We start from the raw sequence: 22670 nt of genomic DNA, 5'->3' as shown, positions 1-22670 counted from the left end.
GGAGTCAGCCCATGGGGACCGCGCTGATCGTGGTGGACGTGCAGAACGACTTCTGCGAAGGCGGCTCGCTGGCGGTGGCCGGCGGTGCGGCGGCCGCGGCGGCGATCTCCGCGCTGAGCGCGACCGGCGGCTACTCGCACGTCGTGGCCACCCGCGACTACCACGTCGACCCGGGCGACCACTTCAGCGAGACGCCCGACTTCGTCGCCAGCTGGCCGCCGCACTGCGTGGCGGGCACGCCCGGCGCGTCGTTCCACCCCGCCCTCGACGTCGTCCCGATCGGCGCGGTGTTCTCGAAGGGCGAGTACAGCGCGGCCTACTCCGGCTTCGAAGGCGCGTCCGGGGACGGCAAGTCCCTGGAGACCTGGCTGCGCGAACACGACGTGACCGACGTCGACGTCGTCGGCATCGCCACCGACTACTGCGTGCGCGCGACGGCGCTGGACGCGGCCCGGGCCGGCTTCGGCGTCCGCGTGCTGCTCGACCACACGGCCGGGATCGCCCGGGCTTCGGTGGACAGCGCGCTGCGCGATTTCGACGAGGCCGGCGTCGCGCACACCGGCGAGGCGCACGTCGGATGAAGGACCTGCGGGCCGCGCTGGCGGAACACCGGCTCGTCGCGATCCTGCGGGCCAAAGACGCGGCGCGCTTCACCGACGCGGCGATGGTCCTGCACGCGGCGGGGATCCGGCTGCTCGAAGCCACGCTGACGACGCCGGGCGCGCCCGCCGCGATCACCGCGCTGCGCCTGGCCCTGGGCGACGACGCGCTGATCGGCGCCGGCAGCGTCCGCGAAGCGTCCGATGTGGACATCGCGGTCGACGCCGGTGCGCGCTACCTGATCACACCGACCGTCAACCCGGCCGTCCTGGAGCGGGCGGCCGCCCTCGACGTCCCGGTGATCTGCGGCGCGCTGACGCCGACGGAGATCGACCAGGCCTGGCGCCTCGGCGCGGCCGCGGTGAAGGTCTTCCCGGTCGCGGCGGTCGGCGGCGTCGCCTACCTGCGCGCGGTCCGGGCGCCGCTGCCGGACGTGCCGCTCGTCCCGACCGGCGGCGTCCACCTGGCCGACGTCGAGAGCTACCTGCGGTCGGGCGCGATCGCGGTGGCCGCGGCGACGCCGTTGCTGGGCGACGCGCTGACCTCCGCCGGCAGTCTCCCGGACCTGGCGACCCGGGCCGGCGAGTTCGTCGCGGCCGCCGGCCGCTTCACGACCGCGTAGTCACTTCTTCTTGCCGTACGGGTCGCAGGCGGCCGTGCCGAGGTAGACGTCGCCGCTCGCCGGGCCGCCCTGCGGGAACAGCACGATGTGCACCGCGTGGGTGACCAGGCTGCCGTCCGGCGGCTGCGGCGTCACGGTCTCGTTGAGGATCACCGTGGCCAGCGCGGTGCCCGCCGGGCCGCCGGGGATGACGATCCGGTCGTTCGGCGGGATCTCGGCGGGGACGGTGATGCCGGTGACCGCGCCGATCGTCACCTCGCCACCGCTGCCGGTGGCGCTCGTCGCGCACTTCGCCGAGAACGTCCGGACCGTGATCACCGGGCCGCCGTAGCGCTTGAGGACCGTCGCCTCGAAGCGGTGCCCGGACGCCTGCGCGATGGCCACCTCGCCCGAGCGGCCGCAGCCGGACTCCCCGAAGCCGAACGACGCGACGTCGCCGGTCACGCCGCCGTCCGTCCGCGCCGAGGCCGGGCCGTCGGCCGTGCACTTCGCCAGCTCACCGGTGACGACGTGCTCGTTGTCGATCAGCACGTCGAGCGAACCGGCGGACGCCCAGCCAGTGGACGTCACCGGCGCGGCGGCGACCAGGAACGGCCCCGCCAGCGCCGTCACGGCCAGCAACCGGATCGTCCTCTTCCTGGCGTTTCGCATGCAGCGGCCTCCTCGGTTCGTGACGTTTCGTAGTCGTCCTCTGGATCATCGGCAGGCGTGGCGGGCCGCCTGATCGGGTCCACCCGGACGAGTGGCCGGTGAGGAACGCGACTTTCCGGCGTTTCCCGGGGGTAACGAGCGTTAACCTCGGGCGTCGCGTGTGTCCACCGTGGGAGGTTCTGTGTCTTCGCTGTCCATCGCCGGAAAGCGGCCCGTGCTGGCCGACCTCGTGCCCGGCTCGCTCGTCCGGGACATCGCGCTGGTCGCCGGCGGTGCCGTGCTCACCGGCGCCGCCGCGCAGCTGATCATCCCGGTCCCGGGCAGCCCGGTGCCGATGACCGGCCAGACGTTCGCCGCGCTGCTCGTCGGCGCCTCGCTCGGCATGTCGCGCGGGGCCGCGTCGATGCTGGTCTACCTGCTCGTCGGCGCCGTGGGCGTGCCGTGGTTCCAGAACGGCACCGCGGGCCTGTCCGGCGCGAGCGCCGGCTACATCGTCGGGTTCGTCTTCGCGGGCGCCCTCGTCGGCGTGCTCGCCGGCCGCGGTGGTGACCGGACGCCGCTGCGCACCGCCGCCACCATGGTGCTCGGCAACGTCGTCATCTACGCGTTCGGCGTGCCGTGGCTGGTGGCCTCGACCGGGTTCGACCTGTCGACGGCGTTCGCCAAGGGCGTGACGCCGTTCCTGGTCGGCGACGCGCTGAAGATCGTCGTGGCCGCCGGCCTGCTGCCGCTCACGTGGAAACTGGTCTCGCGCCGCACCGAAGACTGAGGTCCCTCGCCGAAGGGCCCGCCGTCGCGACGGCGGGCCCTTCGCCGTTTACCAGTACGGCGCGAGTGGCCCGTTCGCGACGGATCACCGATCCTGTCGGTGGCGGCGGCTAATGTGTCGCTGTGCCCGCTCGAACTGACTTCCCCGGCGTCCTCGAACTCCTCACCCACGCGGTGGAGTCGGTGGGCGGAGCCGAGCGGCCGGGGCAGGTCGAGATGGCCGACGCCGTCGGCCGCGCCATCCGCACCGGCGAACACCTCGCCGTGCAGGCCGGTACCGGCACCGGCAAGTCACTGGCCTACCTCGTCCCCGCGATCCGGCACGCGGTCCAGAAGGAAGCCACGGTCGTGGTCTCCACGGCCACCATCGCGCTGCAGCGCCAGCTCGTCGACCGCGACCTCCCCCGGCTCGCGAAGGCGCTGAAGAAGCCGCTGGGCCGCGAACCGACCTTCGCGATCCTCAAGGGCCGCCGCAACTACATGTGCCTGCACCGCCTGGACTCCGGCGCGCCGGACGAGCCGGAGGACGCCCAGCTCTTCGACCCGTTCGCGGTGTCGCGCCTCGGCAAGGAGGTCACGCGGCTGCGGGAGTGGGCGTCGGACACCGAAACCGGCGACCGCGACGAGCTCGTCCCGGGCGTGACGGACCAGGCGTGGCGCCAGGTCTCCGTGACCGCAAGGGAATGCCTCGGCGCGTCCCGCTGTCCGATCGGCACGGACTGCTTCGCCGAGAAGGCCCGCGCCGAGGCCGGCCGGGCCGACGTCATCATCACCAACCACGCGCTCCTGGCCATCGACGCCTTGCAGGGCTACCAGGTCCTGCCGGACCACGACGTCGTGATCATCGACGAGGCGCACGACCTGGTCGACCGGGTCACCTCGGTCGCCACCGGCGAGCTGACCAGCGCGATGTGCTCGGCCGCCGCCCGCCGCTGCGGCAAGCTGATCGACGCCGACGTCGCGGACCGCCTGCTGGAAGCGGGTGACGGGCTGGCCCTGATCGTCGACGACCTGCCCGCCGGCCGGATGGACGCGCTGCCGCAGGCGTTGAAGGGCGCCATCCCGGCGGTCCGCGACGCCGCGCACGCGTGCATCTCCGCGCTCGGATCCGACCGCAAGGAGGACGTCGAAGGGGCCACCGCGCGCAAACTGGCGCGCACGCTGCTCGACGAGGTGCACGACACCGCGGTCCGGCTGCTCGAGGCGTTCGACGAAGACCAGGCGCACCAGCGTGACGTCGTCTGGCTCGCGGGCGACAAGTTCTCGTCGAACCCGCGCCCGCCGGCGTTGAAGGTCGCGCCGCTGGGCGTCGCCGGCCTGCTGCGCGAGCGCGTGTTCAACCTGCACACGACGATCCTGACGTCGGCCACGCTGACGCTGGGCGGCACGTTCGACACGATGGCGCGCCAGTGGGGGCTCCCGCCGGGCGGCGCCCGCGTCGAAAAGGCACCGGGCGCGGCCACGGACAAGGAAGCGCCGTCCGACGCCGGCACCGGCCCGAAGTGGCTCGGCCTGGACGTCGGGTCGCCGTTCGACCACCAGCGCAACGGCATCCTCTACCTGGCCAAGCACCTGCCGCCGCCGGGCCGTGACGGCCTCGCGTCGTCCACAATGGACGAGCTGGCCGAGCTGATCGAGGCCGCGGGCGGGCGCACGCTGGGCCTGTTCTCCTCGATGCGCGCGGCCAAGCAGGCCGCCGAGGAAATGCGTGAGCGGCTGGACTTCCCGGTGCTGTGCCAGGGCGACGACGCGACGTCGCTGCTGGTCCAGAAGTTCTCCGAGGACGTCCGGACCTGTCTGTTCGGCACGCTCAGCCTGTGGCAGGGCGTGGACGTCCCGGGCCCGTCGCTGCAGCTCGTGGTCGTCGACCGGATCCCGTTCCCCCGCCCGGACGACCCGGTGTCGTCGGCGCGCCAGCGCGCGGTGGAAGCCCGCGGCGGCAACGGGTTCCTCACCGTGGCGGCCACGCACGCGGCACTGCTGCTGGCGCAGGGCACCGGCCGGCTGCACCGCTCGGTGACCGACCGCGGCGTCGTCGCGGTGCTGGATTCGCGGCTCGCGAACGCCCGCTACGGCGGATTCCTCCGTGCGTCGCTGCCGCCGTTCTGGCCCACGATGGATCCGAAGGTGGCGCGCGACGCCTTGCGCCGCCTCGACGCAGCCGCGCCCGCGTGACGCGGTCCACAACACCGACCGGTACGGTGAAGCAACCGAAGCGACAAGGGAGCACCGGTTGACCCAGGATTCGTCCAGCGCACAGTCCCGGACTGTCAGTGTCGACGACACCGGCGTGCGCCGTCGCCTCGCGGACGGCAGCGAAGAAGCCGTCACGTGGTCCGACCTGTCCTCGGTGATGGTCAGGGTCATCCCCGACGGCCCGTGGAACGAAGACGTCTTCTTCATGCTGGTGGGCACGGACGGCAAGGGCACAGCGGTCCCGAGCGGCGACCCGGCGGCCGACGCCCTGATCGAGCGGCTGCAGTCGTTGCCGGGCTTCGACAATGACAAGTTCGTCGAAGCCATGACAACGGACGCGGACCAGGCCTACGTGGTCTGGGAATCCAGCGAGAACTGACGTCGCTTACGCGGTCGGGAACTCCTCCGTCACCGGAATCCCCTTCTTGAGCGTCCGGCTCACCGTGCAGAGCCGTTCGATCGCGCGGTCCACGGCGCCGGCGAGCGCTTCCCGCTGATCCTCCGCCAAAGTCGACACGTCGACATCGAAGGCGACATGCACCGCGTCCAGTTCCGCGGCACCCTCACGTCGATCGGCCGAGACGGTCACGCGGAACTTCGCGTCCTCGCCCACCCGTCGTGTGATCAGCTCTTCGGCCGTCACGGCGCTGCAGCCCGCGGCCGCGATCTGCAGCAGCTCTGCGGGCGAAAACGCCCCTTCCGCACCGGTCCGGCCCAGCCGGACCTCGGCGCCGCGGTCGTTGCGTCCGACGAAGCTGTGCTGACCGTCGCGCTGTACTTCGAGTCCCATATCGGCTCCAACCGGCTCAGGAAGTCGCTTGTTCCGGCGTCCAGTGGGTGGGCGGGAACTGGGCGAGCACGGTGATCGTGCCGGGATCGACCTCGGTGAACCCGGCGTCCCGCACGGCGATGACGCGGTCGCGCCGCCACGCGCCCTCGGGGTCGTCGCCCGGGTGCAGTTCCTTCCACCGCGCGACACTCGGCGTGCGCACCGCGGTCCGGTAGCCCCGCGCGGCCCAGCCGGCGAGCTGCGCGTCGTCCAGCAGCGCGGCGAGGATCATCGTGGCGTGGCCGACTTGCGCGGCGCCCTTGCCGACGGTCATCGGGACCTGCGGGTTGAGCAGGAGCAGCGGGACGCCGTCCGGGATCGGGCCCGGCTCGTCCGGCGGCAGCTCACTGCCCGAGATCTGGAGCCGCGACACCTCCTTGGGCGTCTCGGTGACCAGGCCCGGCACCAGGGCCCGCGCCTCGGCGCCGTCGACCTCGACGGTGATGCCCGGCAGCTCCTGCACCGCCGCCCAGTGCGCGCCCCGCGCCCGCCGCGCGACCTTGCGTATCCGGTTGTCGAGCCACGCGTGCATCGGCTCGGCCCACTCGCCTTCGGGCTCGGTCCGCTCGTCCAGGCAGACCGCCAGCGCGGCCGCCGCCGCGGCCTCCAGCAGCGGCGTGCGCCCCGGCGGCTCGGCGCGTTCGATGCGCAGGACGACCGGCATCGCCCGCACTTCCTCCGGCAGCTCGTCGGAGGTGTCCGAGGTGTCTTCGGGCGGCAACCCGAGCCAGTAGGCGTACTGGGTGCCCAACGGGTCGAGAACGCTGCTCACGGACGCATCAGCTCGAGCCCGTCGGCGGCGTCGGCCGCTTCGACCTCGCCGCGGGTGAGGCCGAGCATGAACAGCACGGCGTCGAGGTAGGGGTGCGAGAGCGCGGCGTCCGCGACTTCGCGCAGCGCGGGCTTGGCGTTGAACGCGACGCCCATGCCGGCCGCGGACAGCATGTCGATGTCGTTGGCGCCGTCGCCGACCGCCACGCACTGCTCCAGCGGAATGTCGTACTCACCGGCGACGCGGCGAAGCACCTTCGCCTTGCCCGCGCGGTCGACGACCTCGCCGATCACCCGGCCGGTGAGCTTGCCGTCCACGATCTCGAGCTCATTCGCCGCCGCGAAGTCCAGCCCGAGGTCGTCCACCAGGCCGCCGATGACCTGGGTGAACCCGCCGGACACCACGCCGGTCTTGAACCCCATCCGCTTGAGCGTGCGGATCGTCGTGCGCGCGCCCGGGGTCAGCTCGATCGTCGCGGCGACCTCGTCGATCGCCGTGGCCGGCAGCCCGGCCAGCAGCGCGACCCGCCGCTCCAGCGACTCGGTGAAGTTCAGCTCGCCACGCATCGCGGCCTCGGTGATCTCGCGGATCTCCGGCTCGACGCCGGCGTGCGCGCCCAGCATCTCGATGACCTCGCCCTGGATCAGCGTCGAGTCGACGTCGAAGACGACCAGCCGCTTCGCCCGCCGGGTGATCCCGGCCCGCTCCACGGCGATGTCGACGCCCGCTTGGACGGCGGCGTCGGCGAGCACCGTCCGCAACGCGGCGTCCGCGTCGGGGGTGTCACGGTCGACCGAGACGTACAGCTCCAGCCCGGTCACCGGGTAGTCGGCGACGCTGCGGATCGAGTCGATGTTCGCGCCGAGCGACGCGAGCCGGCGCGCGACCTCGGAGAAGCCCCGCGCGGTGACCGGGCGGCCCAGCACCACCAGCACGTGCGACGAGTCGCGGCGGCCGAGCGCGAACGGGTCCTCCCCGATCGCCGACCCGATCTTGACCTCGACCTGCATCCCGACCGACGCCAGCGCCTGCTCGACGGACTCCTGCAGCCCCTCCGGGTCGCGGTAGACCCCGGCGAGCACCCCGAGCACGAGCTGCCCGCGGATGACCACCTGCTCGACGTCGAGCACATCGACGTCGTGCCTGGTCAGCACGGCGAACAGCACGGACGAGACGCCCGGCTTGTCAGGGCCGGTCGTCGTGATCAGGACGGGGGTTTGGGTCACTGGTCATCCCTCGCTCGGCAACGCTGCACGATCAGTCTGCCGGTCCGGCCTTGGACATAAGTAGAGCGCGTGCCGGGCTTCACAAAAGCCGGGCACGCGCTCTCACTCGTTCGGGGTGTCTTACTGCTCGCCCGAGTTGTCCTTGCTGTGGTCACCCGGCATGACGGCCTCGGTGAGCACCTGCGACGGCGCCGACCCGTGGCTGTTCAGCTTCTGCTTGCCGAAGAAGCCGATCTCGCCCTCCTTGTGGAGGCGCTCGATCATGTGCGGGTAGTGCAGCTCGAACGCCGGCCGCTCGGACCGGATCCGGGGCAGCTCGGTGAAGTTGTGCCGCGGCGGCGGGCAGGACGTCGCCCACTCGAGCGAGTTGCCGTAGCCCCACGGGTCGTCCACCGTGACGATCTCGCCGTACCGGTAGCTCTTGAAGACGTTCCAGATGAACGGCAGCGTCGAGGCACCGAGGATGTACGCGCCGATCGTGGAGATCGTGTTCAGCGTCGTGAAGCCGTCACTGGTCAGGTAGTCCGCGTACCGCCGCGGCATGCCTTCCGCGCCCAGCCAGTGCTGGACGAGGAACGTGCCGTGGAAGCCGATGAACGTGGTCCAGAAGTGCCACTTGCCGAGCTTCTCGTCCATCATCCGGCCCGTGATCTTCGGGAACCAGAAGTAGATGCCGGCGAAGGTGGCGAACACGATCGTGCCGTAGAGCACGTAGTGGAAGTGCGCGACGACGAAGTAGCTGTCCGACACGTGGAAGTCGATCGCCGGCGCGGCCAGCAGGATGCCGGTCAGGCCGCCGAAGAGGAACGTGACGATGAAGCCCATCGAGAAGATCATCGGCGTCTCGAAGGACAGCTGGCCCTTCCACATCGTGCCGATCCAGTTGAAGAACTTCACGCCGGTCGGGACCGCGATCAGGAACGTCATGAAGGAGAAGAACGGCAGCAGCACGGCGCCGGTGGCGTACATGTGGTGCGCCCACACCGCGACCGACAGCGCCGCGATGGCCAGCGTCGCCCACACCAGGCTCTTGTACCCGAACATCGGCTTGCGGCTGAAGACCGGGAAGATCTCCGACACGATCCCGAAGAACGGTAGCGCGACGATGTAGACCTCTGGATGGCCGAAGAACCAGAATAGGTGCTGCCAGAGGATCACCCCGCCGTTTTCGGGGTCGAAGACGTGTGCCCCCAGATGCCGGTCCGCCAGCAGGCCCATCAGGGCCGCGGTCAGGATCGGGAAGGCGAGCAGGATCAGGATCGACGTCACCAGGATGTTCCAGGTGAAGATCGGCATCCGGTACATCGTCATGCCCGGCGCGCGCAGGCAGACCACGGTGGTGACCATGTTGACCGCGCCGAGGATGGTGCCCAGACCGGAGACCACCAGGCCCGAGATCCACAGGTCCGCGCCGACGCCCGGCGAGTGGATCGCGTCCGACAGCGGGGTGTAGGCGAACCAGCCGAAGTCGGCGGCGCCACCCGGCGTCAGGAAGCCCGACAGCACGATCAAGCCGCCGAAGAGGTACAGCCAGTAGGAGAACGCGTTCAGCCGCGGGAACGCGACGTCCGGCGAACCGATCTGCAGCGGGAGGATGAAGTTCGCGAACCCGAAGAGGATCGGCGTCGCGTACAGCAGCAGCATCACCGTGCCGTGCATGGTGAAGAGCTGGTTGTACTGCTCCTGCGAAAGGAACTGCTGCCCGGGTCGCGCCAGCTCGGTACGGATGAGCATGGCCATCGCGCCGCCCGCCATGAAGAAGGCGAACGACGTGACCAGGTACATGATCCCGATCTGCTTGTGGTCCGTCGTGCGGAACAACCGCAGCAGGTACGAACCCTTGACCGACTCGCGCGCGGGATACGGGCGCGTCGCGATCGGCTTGGGGGCTACGGCCGTCACTCCTGCCTCCAACACTTGAAACCTTGTGGTGGTCATCGTCGCGCCGCCAGGGCCCGGGAAGACCCGGTCCGGCGGCTTAGGGGGATCGTAGCCCTCGCTACCGACAGTCGCGCGCACCGGCTGGCAAGATCGGCGCATGGCCGACGAGTTCACCCGCGCGGCAGTGCGCGCGGCCCGCACGGTGACCGCCCGGCTCGGCCTGCCGGAGCACTCACCGGAGGTCCTGCACGCGCGGTCGAACGTGCTGGTGAAGCTGGGTCCGCTGGTCGCGCGCGTGCCGGCGACGACGCTGCTCGCCCGGCCGGCGCCCGCACCCTGGCTGGCCCGCGACGTCGCCGTCTCCCGCTTCCTCACCGAACGTGGTGTGCTCGTCGTCTCACCGGCCGCGGATCCCCCGGCCGGACCGCATTTCGCGGACGGCCTCCCGGTCACGCTCTGGCACCACACACCGCACGATCCGGACCACCGGTACGCACCGGACGTCGTCGCGAGTTCGCTCGCCCGGGTGCACGCGGCACTGCGGGAGTATCCGGGCGAACTGCCCCGGCGCGGCCCGCTCGACGACCTCGAACGGATGCTCGCCCGCCACGGCGACACGATGGACGGCGCGGCGCCGCGGCTGCGGGCCGAAGCCGCCCGGATCGAGGCCGCCCTGCCGGACGTCGCCGTGCAACCGCTGCACGGCGACGCGCACCCCGGCAACCTGATCGCCACCGAAGCCGGGCCGTGCTGGCTCGACTTCGAGGACACCTGGCGCGGGCCGCTCGGCTGGGACCTGGGGATCCTGGCCCGCCAAGGCGGTCCGGAGTATTCGGCCGCCTACCCGGGTTCGGCCGACGTCCCGACCGAAGCTTGTACGGAGCTGCGCGAACTCTTCGCCGTCGCGTGGCGCTTCATCATCGCGAAGCGGTTCCCGCACCGGCTTCCCGAAGCGCGCGAAGCACTCGCTGCCTACTTCTCGTGAGTCGCCGGGTACCAGGAGAGGATCGCTTCGACGACGCCCGCCGGGTCCTCGAGCGGGGTCAGGTGGCCGGCACCGGGCAGCACCACGAGCGTGGCGCCGGGCATGGCCTCGACCATCGCGCTCGCCGCCGCGACCGGCGTGATGGGGTCTTCCTCGCCCACGACGACCAGCGCCGGGACACCGGCGTCCCGCAGCAGGCCAAGCGAGTCCGGCCGGGTCCGCAACGCCAGCGCGGTCCACGAGATCCCGGCCGGCGGCTGGGATTCGATGATCTCCCGGACGGTTTCGACGACGTCAGGCCGTTCCTCGCGCGTCGACTCGGCCAGCAGGTTCGGCAGGTTGGCCTCGGCCAGCCAGCCCGCGGTGCCCTCCTGTTCGACGCGCACCGCGACGTCGAGGCGGCTCTGCGCGGCCTCGGGGGTGTCGGGCGTGGCCTTGGTGTCGATGAAGACGAGCTCGCCGACCCGGTCCGGCGCCAGCCGCAGCACGGCCATCGCGAGGTAGCCGCCCATCGAGCAGCCGCCGAGCACCACGCGGTCCAGGTCCAGCCGGTCGAGCAGGGCGGCGACGTCGCGCGCGGCGTCGTCGAGGCTCGGTTCACGGCCGGACTCCGGCAGCGGCGAGCGGCCGAGCCCGCGCTGGTCCGGAGTGATCACCCGAAGGTGTGAAGCGAGGGGTTCGCGCACCGCGTTCCACATGCGGGAGTCCAGGGGAAAGGCGTGGAGGAGGACCAGCGGCAGTTCGGTCATGCGCGTCATTTTGTCGGACCCCCGCGCTAGCTTCGCCGACGTGTTCACCGACATCGAAACCGACCGGCTGCACCTGCGTCCGCTCCACGAGGCGGACCGGCAGGCGATGGTCGACATCCACACCGACCCGCGCACCAACCGCTTCAATCCCGACCCACCCGGCGTCGCGCGGGCGTCGGAGATGTTCACGGCCTGGCTGGCGCACTGGGCCGAGCGGGGCTTCGGCTACCTGGCGGTGACCGAACCGGGCGGCAAGGAGGTCATCGGCGTGTGCGGGGTGCGGCTGCGCGAGTTCCACGGCGAGAAGGTGCTCAACCTCGGCTACCGGTTCCGGCCGTCCGCGTGGGGCAAGGGTTACGCGGTCGAGGCCGGGGCCGCGGTCCTGGAGTGGTGCGCCCGCGAGCAGGCGTCCCTGCCGGTGCTGGCCAGTGTGAACGTGGACAACAAGCCGTCGCTGCGGGTGGCCGAGCGGCTCGGCTTCACCGAGTACACGGAGGAAACGTACGAAGGCGCGTTGTCCCGGCACTACCGGCGCTGAGCCGGGCGTTGTTTGACAACTCCAGAGAGAAGCGGATCACCGGCGGCGCTGCGGGCGGCGCCGGGCGCGGGCGTCCCAGCAGGGCCGGTGCCAGTGCCGCCGGTCGGCGACGGAGCCGGTCTCGTCGGCGGGCCAGACGACCAGGTGCGGCGTGCCCGGCCGGATCTCGTGGTCGCAGCCGGGGCAGCGGTAGAACTTCGTGGCCTGCGCGCCGGGCACCGTCCGGACCAGCCACTCGCCGTCGCTCCCGGCTTCGGCGCGGGCCCACCCGGTGGCAGCACCGATCTCCCGCTCGGGCGGCCCACCGTCCGAGCGGTGGCCGGGACGGTTGCGTCGAGGCACGCCCAAACGGTAACCGCACCCCACCCACCACCGCGCACCCGCGTGACAGCCCCCACCCGTCCCGTGTCGACCCCCCGATCACACGTGCCGGCGCTCCAATCACGCGTGATGCCCCTCCCATCACGTGAGATGCCTCCTCAGTCATGCGAGATTCCCGCCGGAGCACGCGAACCGACCCTCCAGGCATGCGAACCGACCGCCCAGGTACGCGAGCCGACCCTCCGGGCACGCGAGCCGTCCGCCCGGGTACGCGACCTGGCGGCCGTCACCCCTGGGCGATCGCCAGCGGCACGAGCTGCTCGGCGGTGGTCAGCGAACCGTGCTGCCCGACCAGCGACGTCTCCACGGCCTCGGCCAGCCCGCGCACCATCCCGAACCGCCCGCGGGCCGCCACGACGACGTCGCCGATCCGCGGCAGCACCCGGTCGCTGACGGTGGGACCGAACCACCCCTCGGCGACGGCCTCCGCCCGCGAACGCACCCAGGCCCGGTCGCCCACCACCGCCCGCCAGGCGGCGAGCACGTCGGCGGTGGCACCCGGCTCGGTGTAGACGTGCCGGGCCCGGACCTCACCCCCGAACGTCCGGACACCCGCCAGCAGCTCCGGCACGTCCTCGAGGTCGAGCTTGTCCTCGACGGTGACCATGCCGTGGTCGGCCACCACGGCGAGCAGGGCACCGGCCGGCAGACCGTCCACAAGGGACTCCACGAGCCGGTCGACCTGGCGCAGCTGCATCCGCCACGCGTTCGAACCCGGGCCGTACACGTGCCCGAGCAGGTCGAGTTCACTGTGGTAGGCGTAGCAAAAGGCCCGTCCGGCGAGCACCGACAACGTCCGGGCGGCGAGGTCGCCGAGCGCGTGCACCCCGGCGTAACGCGCGCCGCTCTGGGTGGCGCGGGTCAGCGCGGAGTCGGCGAACTGCGCGGACGACACGACGGCCGCGTCGATCCCGGCCGCGGCGGCGAGCTCGAACGTCGTCGGCAGCGGCTGCACCTCACGCGGCGGGAGCGCGCCGCGAAGGTCGCCGCCGTCCTCGTGGCTGCGCCAGCGCAACGCGTTGAGCACGCCGACGCCCGGCATCTCGAAGGTGTAGCCGACCATGCCGTGCTCACCGGACGCGAGGCCCGTGCCGATCGCGGCCACCCCGGCGGCTGTGGTCGACGGGAAGCCCACGCGCAACGTCCGCCGGGCGAGCTCGGTCAGCACCGGGGCGTCCGCGGCGTGCTCGGTCAGCAGTTCCCAGCCGAGCCCGTCGATCAGCAGCACCGCCGCGCTCCGCGCCGCCGGCAGGTCCAGCGTGTTCGCGCACCCGGGCACCCCGAGCGCGGCGAGCAGGGATGGGACGACTTGGCCGAGGTGCGCGACGTCGGCGAGCGAAGGGGGCTGCACGCGCCCACCTTCCCATCCGGGGGCCTGCCCGGCGATAATCGCCGCATGCCGACCTACGCCTACCGCTGCCGCGAGTGCACCGAGACCTTCGAGCTCCTGCGCCCGATGAGCGAGTCCGGCGCGCCGGCCGCCTGCCCGGAGGGCCACGCGGACACCGTCAAGCTGCTCACGACGGTCGCCCTCACCGGAGCCGCGGGTGGTCCCGCGGCCCCGGCCGGTGGCGGCGGGTGCTGTGGTGGCGGCTGCTGCGGCTGACCGGCCTCAGAGCACCTTCAGCGCCTGGTCGAGGTCGTGCCAGAGGTCCTCGACGTCTTCCAGCCCGGCCGACAGCCGGATGAGCTGCTCGGACACGCCGGCGTCGTGGCGGTCGCCGGCGTCGACGATCCGGTGGCTGATCGACCCCGGGTGCTGGATCAGCGTGTCGACGCTGCCCAGGCTGACGGCGGGCGTGATCAGCCGGACGGCACCGATCAGGGCGTGCGGGTCGCCGTCGACCTCGAACGCCACCAGCGGGCCGCCGAGCCGCGGGTAGTGCACCTTCGTCACGGCCGGGTGGGCGGCGAGCCGCTCGGCCAGCGTCGCCGCTGTCGCGGACGCCGCGCCGACCCGCAGCGGCAACGTGGAAAGCCCACGCAGCAAAAGATATCCGGCCAGTGGGTGCAGCACGCCACCGGTGGCGAAGCGGATCTGCCGCAGCCGGGCGGCTTCCTCGGCGTCGCACGCGACGATCCCGCCCATCACGTCGCCGTGGCCGCCGAGGAACTTCGTCGCGCTGTGCAGCACGATCCGGGCGCCGTGGCGGCCCGGGCGCTGCAGCACCGGCGTCGCGAAGGTGTTGTCCACCACCAGCGGCACGTCCCCGCACGCGAGAGCCAGCGCGGCGATGTCGACCTCGGCGAGCGTCGGGTTCGCCGGGGTCTCGACGAACACCAGGCCGGTGTCGGGCCGCAGCGCGGCGGCGACGGCGTCCGGCGTGGCCCAGGTGACCTCGGTGCCGAGCAGTCCCGACTGGAGCAGGTGGTCACTGCAGCCGTAGAGCGGGCGCACGGCGACGACATGGCGTTTCCCTTGCGCCACCGCGGAAAGCAGGCACGCGGACACCGCGGCCATGCCGCTGGCGAACGCGACGCCGTGGTCGAACCCTTCGAGCTCGGCCAGGGCCCGCTCGAACCGCTCGACGGTCGGATTACCCACCCGGCCGTAGATCGGCAGGCCGGCCACCTCGCCGCCGGCGGCGAACTCGTCGATCCGGGCGGCTTCGCCGGCGCTGTCCCGGGACGGGTAGGTCGTGGACAGGTCGAGCGGCGCGGCGTGCACGCCGAGATCCGTGAGGTCGTCACGGCCGGCGTGGACGGCGCGGGTGCGCAGGGCGGAAGTCATACGAGCATGCTCGATCTTTCACCGGATCCATGGCAACAGTCTCGGATATCATTCGCCGATGCCCGATTCTGTCGAACTCAGTCCGGTTGATCTTGACGTTCTGCGCCTGCTGCAGAACGACGCCCGGATCACCAACAAGGACCTCGCGGCCGCGGTCGGCCTGGCGCCGTCGACGTGCCTGGACCGGGTGGCGCGGCTGCGGGACACCGGCGTGATCACCGGGCAGCACGCGTCGGTCGACGCGGCGAAACTCGGGCGGCCGCTGGAGGCGTTCCTGTTCGTCCAGGTGCGCCCGCACCGGCGGCCGCTGGTGGACCCGTTCATCGAGCACCTGCTGTCCCTGCCCGAGGTGCGCGCGGTCTACCACCTGACCGGGCCGGACGACTTCCTCGCGCACGTCGCCACCAGCTCCGCCGGCGAACTGCAGCGGCTGGTGCTCGACGAGCTGACCGCCCGCGACGAAGTCGCCCGCGTCCACACGAACCTGGTGTTCCAGCACTGGAGCGGTGGCCCCCTGCTGCCACCCGGCTCTTGACGTCCGGCCGTCGACGTCACAGCGTCTCGAGCCACCGGCGGGTTTCGCGCGCGGACGTCAGCCGGACGACCGAGGGGCACGGCGGTTCGGCGGCCCAGCCCCGGATGGTCGCCCGCTTCCGCGCGAACGACGCGAAGTGCCAGCGGATGATCGAGTCCGCGGAGAACATCTGGCGGAACGACTCGACGTTGCCGTTGCAGATCCGCTCGCGGGTCACCGACCGCACGGCCGTCCGGCGCAGCAGGCGGCCCAGCGAAAGCCCGCGCGGGTAGTCGAGACCCACGATGAGCTGGGTGCGGGGCAGCACCACGTCCTTCCACCGGCTGTACGCGGCGTCGAGGACCCAGCGCTCCCCCGCGCAGACCTCCGCGATGCGGCGGCGCTGCTCCTCGTCGGGCACCTGGACCCAGCCCGGCTGCCAGGTCAGGTCGTCCACGGAGTGGTACGGCAGGCCGGTGCGCTCGGCGATCCGCGCGGCGAGCGTCGACTTGCCCGAGCCGGTGACGCCGTAGACGACGATCCGGTCAGGAGTCGAGGTCACGGGCGGGCTCCTGCGGTCCGCGGTAGGGCAGGGTCTGGCTGTAGACGATGCTCGTGGTCGTGCTGCCGAACTGGGCCAGCTCGTCCATCGTGCGCTCGAGGTGGGCCATCGAGGCCGCGGCGATCTTGAGCGTGTAGCAGTCGTCACCGGTGGTGCGCACGCATTCGAGGATCTCGAAGCGCTCGGCCAGCAGCTTGTGCAGCGGCTCGTGGCGGCTGCCCGGGTACTTGAGCCGGACGACGGCGAGCACCGCGTACCCGACCTTGCCGAGGTCGATGTCCGCGCGGTACCCGGTGATCACGCCGGTGGCCTCGAGACGGCGGAGGCGTTCGGTGGTCGCGGACGCGCTGAGGTTCACCCGGCGGCCCAGCTCGGTGAGGGGCAGCCGGGCGTCACGCTGGAGCTCGACCAGGATGGCCCAGTCGGTCGGATCGAGACTCTCGGTCATCCGGCGAATATACCGCGAGATCCACGGCCGAAGCCGGCGAACGCCGTGGCCGATCCCTTCCGATCAGAGGTTTCCCCTCGTTAGCCTTGGCGGGTGAAGATCGGCGTGAACGTCCCCAACTTCGGCCCCGGCACGGATCCCGGCGCACTGCGCGCGTGGGCGCAGACCGTCGAAGGCCTCGGCTACGACCTGCTGATGGTGTCCGACCACGTCGCGATCACGCCCGACGTCGCGGCGCAGTACCCGGCGCCGTTCTACGAGCCGTTCACGACGCTGTCGTGGCTGGCCGGCGTCACGACGCGGGTGCGCCTGGGCACCACCGTGCTGGTTGTGCCGTACCGCCACCCCCTGCTGGTCGCCCGGATGGCGGCGAACCTCGACCAGCTCAGCGGCGGCCGGCTCGTGCTCGGCGCCGGCATCGGCTGGGCGAAGCAGGAGTTCGACGCGCTGGGCGTCCCGTTCGAGCAGCGCGGGAAGCTCACCACCGAGTACCTGCGGGCGATCCGCGCGGCCTGGGCCGAACACGACGACTACCGCGCGGGCCCGATCCCGCTCTGGCTCGGCGGGCTCAGCGACGCCGGGCTACGCCGCGCGGTCGCGCTCGGCGACGCGTGGCACCCGTTGCGGCTGACCATGGCCGGGTTCCGGGAAGGGTTGGGGCGCTTGACAACCCTGGCCGGCGACCGGCCGGTGCCCGCGTTCGCGCCGCGGATCCTGCTGCGGCTGACGAACGCGCCGGTGACCGGGCCGGACCGGCGCGCCGGCGAGGGCACGCTCGACCAGGTCCTCGACGACCTGGCGCGGTTGCGGGACCTGGGTGCCGACACCGTCGTGCTCGACCCGTTCGACGCCGACCCGGCCGAGACCCTCCACCCGGAGGTGGCTTGGCGAGACCTCGCGGTGATTGCCGCGTCCTGGAAGGAGAAACTGTGAACGACACCGAGGAAACCCTGCTGCGGCGGGCGATCGAGCTGGCCCGCGAAGCGCGCGAGGTGCACGGCAACCCGCCGTTCGGCTCCCTGCTGGCGGACGCCGACGGCAACGTCCTGGCCGAGGACCGCAACACCTCGATCACCGACGACGACATCACGGCGCACCCCGAGCTGAAGCTCGCCCGCTGGGCGGCGCAGCACCTGGCCCCGGAGGTCGCGGCGACGACCACGATGTTCACCAGCACCCAGCCGTGCGGGATGTGCGCCGGCGCGATCGAGCGGTCCGGGCTCGGCCGGGTCGTCTACGCGCTGTCGACCGAGCAGTTCCTCACCCTGCGGCCCCCGGTCACCTGGGGCGGCCACAAGCTCGACGGCCCCGCGTTGTTCGACGAGGCCCGCGTCCCGGTCGAGGGGTACTACCGGTAGCGGCCGACAGCCCCGGAACCGGTACTGGCGAGCGTTGCGCCAACCGAGCACGATCCGGGCCCCGGGGTAACGGGCGCCATCCTCCGGACGACCTCCTTCGCACGAACGGACCCGCCGATCGTGCCGACCGGAGGTGTCCTGATGACCGACCTGTACCAACCGGATCCCGGCGCACCATCGGCCGCACCGGCTCGGCCCAGGTGCCGGACCAGCCCCTGGCGCCTGGTTCTCGCGGCCGCGGGCGGCGCGGCGCTGGTCGGCGCGTTGTGGGCCGGTCTCGGCCTGGCCGGTTCCGGCGGTCCCGCGGGCCCGTCCGGGGACACGTTCGACCTGCGCGGCACCTTCACGTTGACCAGCGGCGGGGACGGCTTCGGCACGTGCGTCGGCTCCGGCGGTTACGCGGACATCGCCGGTGGCGCCGCGGTCACGGTCTACAACGCCGCCGGCAGCGTGCTCTCCCGGGGCGCGCTCGGCACCGGACGGCCGGCGGGCATGGGCACCTGCGTGTTCTCCCTGTCCGCGCAGAGCGTCCCCGCTGGCGAGCAGATCTACCTGGTCGAGGTCGCCCACCGCGGCCGGACCATGGTGACGCCGCAGGACGCGCGCGACGGCAACGTCGCGCTCAGCCTGGGTGGCTGATCAGTAGTCCTTGAAGCCCTTCCCGGTCTTCCGCCCCAGCCGGCCGGCGGTGACCAAGTGCTCCAGCAGCGGCGCCGGTGCGAAGCCTTCTTCGCGGAACTCGTTGTAGAGCGTGCGCTGGATGGCCAGGGAGACGTCGAGGCCGACGACGTCCAGCAGCTCGAACGGGCCCATCGGCAGGCCGCAGCCGACCTTCATCGCCGTGTCGATGTCGTCGGCGCCGGCGTAGTGCGCCTCCAGCATCTTCACGGCGTCGTTGAGGTAGGGGAACAACAGCGCGTTGACGATGAAGCCCGCCCGGTCGCCGCAGTGGACGGCGTGCTTGCCGACCGCCTGGCAGACCGCGCTCGCCGTGGCGACGACGTCCGGGGCCGTGGCGATCGTCGACACGACCTCCACCAGCTTCATCACCGGGGCCGGGTTGAAGAAGTGGAGACCGACCACATCACCCGGCCGCGAAGTCGCCGCGGCGCACTCGATCACCGGCAGGGAGGACGTCGTCGTGGCCAGGACGGCGCCGGGGCGGACGACCTCGTCCAAGGCCGCGAACACCGCCTGCTTCACCGAAAGTTCCTCGGCCACCGCCTCGACGACCAGGTCGACGTCGGCCAGGGCGTCGAAGTCGGTGACCGGGGTGATCCTCCCCAAGGCCAGCGCCGCGTCCTCTTCGGACAGCCTGCCCTTCACCACGGCCTTGTCGAGCGACTTCTTCACCTTCGCCACGGAAGCCTGGGCCTTCTCCAGGCTCCGGGCCCGCAGCACGACGTCGAGGCCGCGCTTCGCGAAGACCTCCGCGATGCCGGTGGCCATCGTGCCGGTGCCGACCACGCCGACCTTCGCGACCGGCCGCGGCGCGACACCGTCCACAGTGGACGTCGCCGTGGCGTCCGCGACCACGTTCGGCGAGTCCGGCGCGTCGTAGGTGTAGAAGCCGCGGCCGGTCTTGCGGCCGAGCAGGCCCGCGGTGATCATCTGCTTGAGCAGCGGCGCCGGCGCGTGCAGCCGGTTGCGGGACTGGTGGTACATCGTGTCGAGGATCTCGTTCGCGGTGTCCAGCCCGATCAGGTCGAGCAGCGCGAGCGGGCCCATCGGGTAGCCGCAGCCGAAGCGCATCGCGGCGTCGAGGTCCTCGCGCGTGGCGTAGCGCTGCTCGTACATCCGCACCGCGTGGTTCAGGTAGCCGAACAGCAGCGCGTTCGCGATGAACCCGGCCCGGTCGCCGATCACCACCGGCACCTTGCCCAGCCGCTCGGCGAACGCGACGACGTCGGTGACCACCTCCGGCTCGGTGACCACGGTCTTCACGATCTCGACGAGCTTCTGCACCGGCGCCGGGTTGAAGAAGTGCATGCCGACGACCTTGCCGGGGCGCGCGGTGTGCACGCCGATCTCGGTGATCGAGAGCGAGGACGTGTTGGACGCGAACACGACCTCCGGCCGGGTGACCTTGTCCAGCTGCGTGAAGACGTCGGCCTTGGCCGCCAGGCTCTCCGGGATCGCCTCGACCACGAGGTCCACTTCGGACAGATCCGAGAGCGTGGTGCTGTACCGGATCCGGCCCAGCAAGGCCTCGCGGCCGGCTTCGTCGAGCTTTCCGCCGGACAGGGCGCGCTCGGTCGAGTGCTCCAGGTGCCCCCGGCCGCGCGCGACGCCCGTCTCGTCCAGCTCGACCGTGATGACGTCGAGGCCGCTGCGCGCGAGCACTTCGGCGATACCGGCCCCCATCGTGCCGAGGCCGACCACTCCGACTGTCGAGATGTCCCGCGCCATCGAGGCCTCCAGTGATGTTACTCGCCGGTAATTGCCCCGATACTGCCACGCGCCGCCTTCTGAAGCCCAGACGGAATCGAGTCAGAACGGCGTTTGTCACCCGGTCGGCAACGCGGGCTCACTCGCCGAAATTGCCCTCCACCAGCTCTTTCGCCTTGGCCAGCGCCTCGGACGCCTGCGGGCCGCTCGCCCGGACACGGATCCGGTCACCTTGCCGGGCACCGAGCGACATCAAGGCCAGCACGCTGTGCCCGTCGGCCTCCTGCTCGCCGAGGCCCACCTTCACCTCGGCGTCGAACGCGCTCAGCGTGCGCACCAGCACCGCGGCCGGCCGCGCGTGCAGGCCGACCTCGTTGTGCAGCTCCAGCTCGATCTCGTCACCACCACCCCCGCCGGTGACCGGCGGAGCGGGCATCAGGTCCTCGGGCATCCCGGCCGCCGCGGCGGCCTCCGCCACCGCCTTGCGGTCCCCGCCGGCCTGCGCGGCGACGGCCGCCGCGATCGCGCCCTCGACCAGCGGGCCGTCCGCGACGAGGGCGGCCGACGGGTCGGCCAGCGACTCGACGGCCAGCTCGGCGGTCATCTGGGCGCTGCCGAGGTCGTAGAGCAGCACCACCCCGGCGCCGGAGTCGGCGCGCTGGGTGGCCGCGACGACCTCGTCGTAGTCCGTGCCGATCCCGCCGTCGGCGAGGCCGCCGGCCGGCAGGATCGTGACGTCCGGGGCCATCTGGGCGGCCAGTTCGGCGAGGCCTTCCGCGAGCTTCCCGCTGTGCGACACGAGCACGATGCCGACGCTCACCGGGCGGCTCCCGCGAACGCCCGCAGCAGCAGGGCCGACGAGCGCGCGCCCGGGTCCAGGTGGCCCACCGCCCGCTCGCCGAGGTAGGACGCCCGGCCCTTGCGCGGCACCAGGTCCACTGTGGACTCGGCGCCGCGGTCGGCGGCGTCGGCGGCCGCGGTCAGCACCGCGGCGACGTCCCCGCCGTCCTCGGCCGCCTTCTCCGCGGCCGAAAGCGCGGGGATCAGGGCGTCGACCATCGTCGCGTCGCCGGCCACGGCCTTCCCGCGGGCCTGGACGCCTTCGAGCCCGGCGCGCAGCGCGTCGAGCAGCGCCGGGACGTCGAGCTCGGCGGTCGTGCCCAGCTTGGCCGAGGCACGCAGGAAAGCCGTGCCGTACAACGGGCCGGCCGCGCCGCCGACCTTGGAGATCAGCGTCGTCGCGACGAGCTTCAGCACCCCGCCCGGGGTGTCCGGCTCGGCGGCGTCGAGGGCCGCGACGACGGCCGTGAAGCCGCGGTTCAGGTTCTCGCCGTGGTCGCCGTCGCCGATCGCGCGGTCGAGCTCGATCAGCTCGGCCCGGTGTTCGGCGACGACCGCCGCGGCGGCGCGCACGGCCGCCGCGACCCCTTCGGACTTGCAGGTCATCAGAGCCCCCACCGCAGGGCCGCGGTGTTGACCGGCGCGTCCCACAGCTCCGTCAGCTCGTCGTCCAGTTTGAGCAACGTCAGACTCATCCCCTGCATCTCGAGGCTGGTGATGTACGGCCCGACCAGCCGGCGTTCGACCACGATCCCACGCTCGGCCAGCAGCCGCTCGGCGATGCCGTGGGCCAGGTAGAGCTCGACCAGCGGGGTGCCGCCCATCGAGTTGGTGAACAGCAGCACGCGGTCCCCGGAGGCGAACGGCAGGTCCGAGACGATCGCCTCGACCATGCGCGCGACCAGCGCGTCCGCCGGTTCGAGCGGGATCCGCTCGCGGCCGGGCTCACCGTGGATGCCGATGCCGAACTCGATCTCGTCGTCGGCGAGCTCGAAGCTGGGGGTGCCGGCGTGCGGCACGGTCGGCGCGGTCAGCGCGACGCCGATCGAGCGCACCTGGCCGATCACCTTCTCCGCCAGCGCGGTCACCGCGTCGAGCGAGTCGCCGCGCTCGGCGGCCGCGCCGGTGATCTTCTCCAGCAGCACCGTGCCGCCGACCCCGCGGCGGCCGGCGGTGAACGTCGAGTCCTTGACCGCGACGTCGTCGTCGATCACGACGCTGCGCACCTCGAGGCCCTCGGCGGCGGCCAGCTCGGCGGCGGTCTCGAAGTTGAGCACGTCACCGGTGTAGTTCTTCACGATCAGCAGGGCCCCGGCGTCACCCGTGGTCGCGGTGACGGCGGCCTGCACGGCGTCCGGGGTGGGCGAGGTGAACACCGCGCCCGGGACGGCGGCGGCGAGCATGCCCAGGCCGACGAAGCCGCCGTGCAGCGGCTCGTGCCCGGACCCGCCGCCGGAGATGACGGCGACCTTGCCCGCGACCGGGGCGTCGGCCCGGACCACGACGTCCGGATCCTCCTGGACGCGGAGGATGTCGGCGTGCGCGGCGGCGAGGCCCCGCAGCGACTCCACGACCACGTTCGCCGGATCGTTGATGATCTTCTTCACGGCAACCTCCGGCACATCAGCGGG

General features: G+C 72.2%; 27 protein-coding genes. 12 read left to right on the top strand and 15 right to left on the bottom strand.

Annotated elements, in window-relative coordinates:
- The first annotated feature begins 11 nt into the window (after positions 1-11).
- Together OG570_RS19855 and OG570_RS19850 are read left to right on the top strand one after the other, a co-directional pair.
- Entirely contained in the window at positions 12-581 is a 570-nt protein-coding gene (locus tag OG570_RS19855) for an isochorismatase family protein (RefSeq protein WP_326958263.1), read from the top strand.
- Positions 578-1222 carry a bifunctional 4-hydroxy-2-oxoglutarate aldolase/2-dehydro-3-deoxy-phosphogluconate aldolase gene (locus tag OG570_RS19850; RefSeq protein ID WP_326958261.1) on the top strand — a complete coding sequence of 215 codons (645 nt, stop codon included), beginning with the start codon at positions 578-580 and terminating at the stop codon, positions 1220-1222. The genes OG570_RS19855 and OG570_RS19850 overlap by 4 nt, the downstream gene beginning before the upstream one ends.
- On the opposite strand, the gene OG570_RS19845 is transcribed toward OG570_RS19850, so the two are convergent.
- The gene (locus OG570_RS19845; protein ID WP_326960090.1) at positions 1223-1843 is read right to left on the bottom strand and encodes a choice-of-anchor P family protein; all 621 of its coding nucleotides are present in this window, start codon (positions 1841-1843) and stop codon (positions 1223-1225) included.
- 211 nt (positions 1844-2054) lie between these two features.
- Between OG570_RS19845 and OG570_RS19840 the strand changes: the two genes are divergently transcribed.
- From OG570_RS19840 to OG570_RS19830, 3 genes are all read left to right on the top strand, one after another.
- Positions 2055-2642, top strand: a complete 588-nt coding sequence (locus OG570_RS19840; RefSeq protein ID WP_326958259.1) for a biotin transporter BioY — start codon at positions 2055-2057, stop codon at positions 2640-2642.
- Positions 2643-2764: 122 nt separating this feature from the next.
- Positions 2765-4816, top strand: coding sequence for an ATP-dependent DNA helicase (locus tag OG570_RS19835; protein WP_326958257.1), 2052 nt, complete (start codon positions 2765-2767; stop codon positions 4814-4816).
- A gap of 58 nt (positions 4817-4874) precedes the next feature.
- On the top strand, positions 4875-5216 hold the full coding sequence (locus OG570_RS19830; protein WP_326958255.1) for a hypothetical protein: 342 nt from the start codon (positions 4875-4877) through the stop codon (positions 5214-5216).
- A gap of 6 nt (positions 5217-5222) precedes the next feature.
- Here OG570_RS19830 and OG570_RS19825 read toward each other — a convergent pair whose 3' ends face one another.
- The 4 genes from OG570_RS19825 to ctaD all read right to left on the bottom strand — a co-directional run bounded on the left by OG570_RS19825 (position 5223) and on the right by ctaD (position 9566).
- On the bottom strand, positions 5223-5627 hold the full coding sequence (locus OG570_RS19825; RefSeq protein WP_247057024.1) for an OsmC family protein: 405 nt from the start codon (positions 5625-5627) through the stop codon (positions 5223-5225).
- A gap of 16 nt (positions 5628-5643) precedes the next feature.
- Positions 5644-6438 (bottom strand): peptidyl-tRNA hydrolase, encoded by a 795-nt coding sequence (locus OG570_RS19820; RefSeq protein ID WP_326958253.1) that lies wholly within the window; start codon positions 6436-6438, stop codon positions 5644-5646.
- The gene (gene serB, locus OG570_RS19815) at positions 6435-7664 is read right to left on the bottom strand and encodes a phosphoserine phosphatase SerB (RefSeq protein ID WP_247057028.1); all 1230 of its coding nucleotides are present in this window, start codon (positions 7662-7664) and stop codon (positions 6435-6437) included. Before serB ends, OG570_RS19820 begins: the two co-directional genes overlap by 4 nt.
- A 120-nt stretch (positions 7665-7784) precedes the next feature.
- Positions 7785-9566: an aa3-type cytochrome oxidase subunit I gene (gene ctaD, locus OG570_RS19810; RefSeq protein ID WP_247057030.1), complete on the bottom strand. Its 1782-nt coding sequence runs from the start codon at positions 9564-9566 to the stop codon at positions 7785-7787.
- A 136-nt stretch (positions 9567-9702) separates the two neighbouring features.
- On the opposite strand from ctaD, the gene OG570_RS19805 reads away from it, so the two are divergent.
- Complete coding sequence (locus OG570_RS19805) at positions 9703-10530, top strand: phosphotransferase (protein ID WP_326958251.1); 828 nt, start codon at positions 9703-9705, stop codon at positions 10528-10530.
- Here OG570_RS19805 and OG570_RS19800 read toward each other — a convergent pair.
- Positions 10518-11279, bottom strand: a complete 762-nt coding sequence (locus OG570_RS19800; RefSeq protein WP_326958249.1) for an alpha/beta fold hydrolase — start codon at positions 11277-11279, stop codon at positions 10518-10520. The two genes, OG570_RS19805 and OG570_RS19800, sit on opposite strands and share 13 nt — an antisense overlap.
- Here OG570_RS19800 and OG570_RS19795 point away from each other — a divergent pair.
- Positions 11278-11817: a GNAT family N-acetyltransferase gene (locus tag OG570_RS19795; RefSeq protein ID WP_326958247.1), complete on the top strand. Its 540-nt coding sequence runs from the start codon at positions 11278-11280 to the stop codon at positions 11815-11817. The two genes, OG570_RS19800 and OG570_RS19795, sit on opposite strands and share 2 nt — an antisense overlap.
- A 36-nt stretch (positions 11818-11853) precedes the next feature.
- Here OG570_RS19795 and OG570_RS19790 read toward each other — a convergent pair whose 3' ends face one another.
- Both OG570_RS19790 and OG570_RS19785 read right to left on the bottom strand, forming a co-directional pair.
- On the bottom strand, positions 11854-12159 hold the full coding sequence (locus tag OG570_RS19790; protein ID WP_247057039.1) for a hypothetical protein: 306 nt from the start codon (positions 12157-12159) through the stop codon (positions 11854-11856).
- Between the two features lie 265 nt (positions 12160-12424).
- On the bottom strand, positions 12425-13549 hold the full coding sequence (locus OG570_RS19785; RefSeq protein ID WP_326958245.1) for an alkaline phosphatase family protein: 1125 nt from the start codon (positions 13547-13549) through the stop codon (positions 12425-12427).
- 45 nt (positions 13550-13594) lie between these two features.
- On the opposite strand from OG570_RS19785, the gene OG570_RS19780 reads away from it, so the two are divergent.
- A complete protein-coding gene (locus OG570_RS19780) occupies positions 13595-13804 on the top strand; it encodes an FmdB family zinc ribbon protein (RefSeq protein ID WP_247057042.1) in 210 nt (69 codons plus the stop codon).
- A gap of 6 nt (positions 13805-13810) precedes the next feature.
- Here the strand turns inward: OG570_RS19780 and OG570_RS19775 are convergent, their stop codons facing one another.
- On the bottom strand, positions 13811-14929 hold the full coding sequence (locus tag OG570_RS19775) for a trans-sulfuration enzyme family protein (protein WP_326958243.1): 1119 nt from the start codon (positions 14927-14929) through the stop codon (positions 13811-13813).
- 58 nt (positions 14930-14987) lie between these two features.
- Here OG570_RS19775 and OG570_RS19770 point away from each other — a divergent pair, with 58 nt between their 5' ends.
- Complete coding sequence (locus OG570_RS19770; RefSeq protein ID WP_326958241.1) at positions 14988-15464, top strand: Lrp/AsnC family transcriptional regulator; 477 nt, start codon at positions 14988-14990, stop codon at positions 15462-15464.
- Positions 15465-15480: 16 nt separating this feature from the next.
- Here the strand turns inward: OG570_RS19770 and OG570_RS19765 are convergent, their stop codons facing one another.
- Both OG570_RS19765 and OG570_RS19760 read right to left on the bottom strand, forming a co-directional pair.
- Positions 15481-16005, bottom strand: coding sequence for an adenylate kinase (locus OG570_RS19765; RefSeq protein WP_326958239.1), 525 nt, complete (start codon positions 16003-16005; stop codon positions 15481-15483).
- Complete coding sequence (locus tag OG570_RS19760) at positions 15989-16453, bottom strand: Lrp/AsnC family transcriptional regulator (protein WP_326958237.1); 465 nt, start codon at positions 16451-16453, stop codon at positions 15989-15991. The genes OG570_RS19765 and OG570_RS19760 overlap by 17 nt, the downstream gene beginning before the upstream one ends.
- A 93-nt stretch (positions 16454-16546) precedes the next feature.
- Here OG570_RS19760 and OG570_RS19755 point away from each other — a divergent pair, with 93 nt between their 5' ends.
- The 3 genes from OG570_RS19755 (at position 16547) to OG570_RS19745 (ending at position 18450) form a co-directional block, all read left to right on the top strand.
- Positions 16547-17386, top strand: coding sequence for an LLM class flavin-dependent oxidoreductase (locus tag OG570_RS19755; RefSeq protein ID WP_326958235.1), 840 nt, complete (start codon positions 16547-16549; stop codon positions 17384-17386).
- Positions 17383-17811, top strand: coding sequence for a nucleoside deaminase (locus tag OG570_RS19750; protein WP_326944104.1), 429 nt, complete (start codon positions 17383-17385; stop codon positions 17809-17811). The genes OG570_RS19755 and OG570_RS19750 overlap by 4 nt, the downstream gene beginning before the upstream one ends.
- A gap of 141 nt (positions 17812-17952) precedes the next feature.
- Positions 17953-18450 carry a hypothetical protein gene (locus tag OG570_RS19745; protein ID WP_326958233.1) on the top strand — a complete coding sequence of 166 codons (498 nt, stop codon included), beginning with the start codon at positions 17953-17955 and terminating at the stop codon, positions 18448-18450.
- Here OG570_RS19745 and OG570_RS19740 read toward each other — a convergent pair whose 3' ends face one another.
- The 4 genes from OG570_RS19740 to dhaK form a co-directional block, all read right to left on the bottom strand.
- Positions 18451-20220: a 3-hydroxyacyl-CoA dehydrogenase family protein gene (locus OG570_RS19740; RefSeq protein WP_326958231.1), complete on the bottom strand. Its 1770-nt coding sequence runs from the start codon at positions 20218-20220 to the stop codon at positions 18451-18453.
- A gap of 118 nt (positions 20221-20338) precedes the next feature.
- Positions 20339-21019 (bottom strand): dihydroxyacetone kinase phosphoryl donor subunit DhaM, encoded by a 681-nt coding sequence (gene dhaM, locus OG570_RS19735; RefSeq protein WP_326958229.1) that lies wholly within the window; start codon positions 21017-21019, stop codon positions 20339-20341.
- Positions 21016-21645, bottom strand: coding sequence for a dihydroxyacetone kinase subunit DhaL (gene dhaL, locus OG570_RS19730; RefSeq protein WP_326958227.1), 630 nt, complete (start codon positions 21643-21645; stop codon positions 21016-21018). The genes dhaM and dhaL overlap by 4 nt, the downstream gene beginning before the upstream one ends.
- The gene (gene dhaK, locus OG570_RS19725; RefSeq protein WP_326944109.1) at positions 21645-22646 is read right to left on the bottom strand and encodes a dihydroxyacetone kinase subunit DhaK; all 1002 of its coding nucleotides are present in this window, start codon (positions 22644-22646) and stop codon (positions 21645-21647) included. The genes dhaL and dhaK overlap by 1 nt, the downstream gene beginning before the upstream one ends.
- Positions 22647-22670: the final 24 nt, after the last annotated feature.

Origin of the sequence: Amycolatopsis sp. NBC_01286 (assembly GCF_035982555.1) — a bacterium.
Classification (GTDB): Bacteria; Actinomycetota; Actinomycetes; order Mycobacteriales; family Pseudonocardiaceae; genus Amycolatopsis.
The sequence above is the reverse complement of the archived record's forward strand: the minus strand, read 5'-3'. Positions and strand labels throughout refer to the sequence as shown.

Bases quoted from the DNA above. Each gene is read 5' to 3' on its own strand.
- OG570_RS19855 (WP_326958263.1), top strand. From the start codon at position 12: ATGGGGACCGCGCTGATCGTGGTGGACGTGCAGAACGACTTCTGCGAA.
- OG570_RS19850 (WP_326958261.1), top strand. From the start codon at position 578: ATGAAGGACCTGCGGGCCGCGCTGGCGGAACACCGGCTCGTCGCGATC.
- OG570_RS19825 (WP_247057024.1), bottom strand. From the start codon at position 5,627: ATGGGACTCGAAGTACAGCGCGACGGTCAGCACAGCTTCGTCGGACGC.
- OG570_RS19805 (WP_326958251.1), top strand. From the start codon at position 9,703: ATGGCCGACGAGTTCACCCGCGCGGCAGTGCGCGCGGCCCGCACGGTG.
- OG570_RS19795 (WP_326958247.1), top strand. From the start codon at position 11,278: ATGCGCGTCATTTTGTCGGACCCCCGCGCTAGCTTCGCCGACGTGTTC.
- OG570_RS19800 (WP_326958249.1), bottom strand. From the start codon at position 11,279: ATGACCGAACTGCCGCTGGTCCTCCTCCACGCCTTTCCCCTGGACTCC.
- OG570_RS19780 (WP_247057042.1), top strand. From the start codon at position 13,595: ATGCCGACCTACGCCTACCGCTGCCGCGAGTGCACCGAGACCTTCGAG.
- OG570_RS19775 (WP_326958243.1), bottom strand. From the start codon at position 14,929: ATGACTTCCGCCCTGCGCACCCGCGCCGTCCACGCCGGCCGTGACGAC.
- OG570_RS19770 (WP_326958241.1), top strand. From the start codon at position 14,988: ATGCCCGATTCTGTCGAACTCAGTCCGGTTGATCTTGACGTTCTGCGC.
- OG570_RS19760 (WP_326958237.1), bottom strand. From the start codon at position 16,453: ATGACCGAGAGTCTCGATCCGACCGACTGGGCCATCCTGGTCGAGCTC.
- OG570_RS19745 (WP_326958233.1), top strand. From the start codon at position 17,953: ATGACCGACCTGTACCAACCGGATCCCGGCGCACCATCGGCCGCACCG.
- OG570_RS19740 (WP_326958231.1), bottom strand. From the start codon at position 20,220: ATGGCGCGGGACATCTCGACAGTCGGAGTGGTCGGCCTCGGCACGATG.
- dhaL (WP_326958227.1), bottom strand. From the start codon at position 21,645: ATGACCTGCAAGTCCGAAGGGGTCGCGGCGGCCGTGCGCGCCGCCGCG.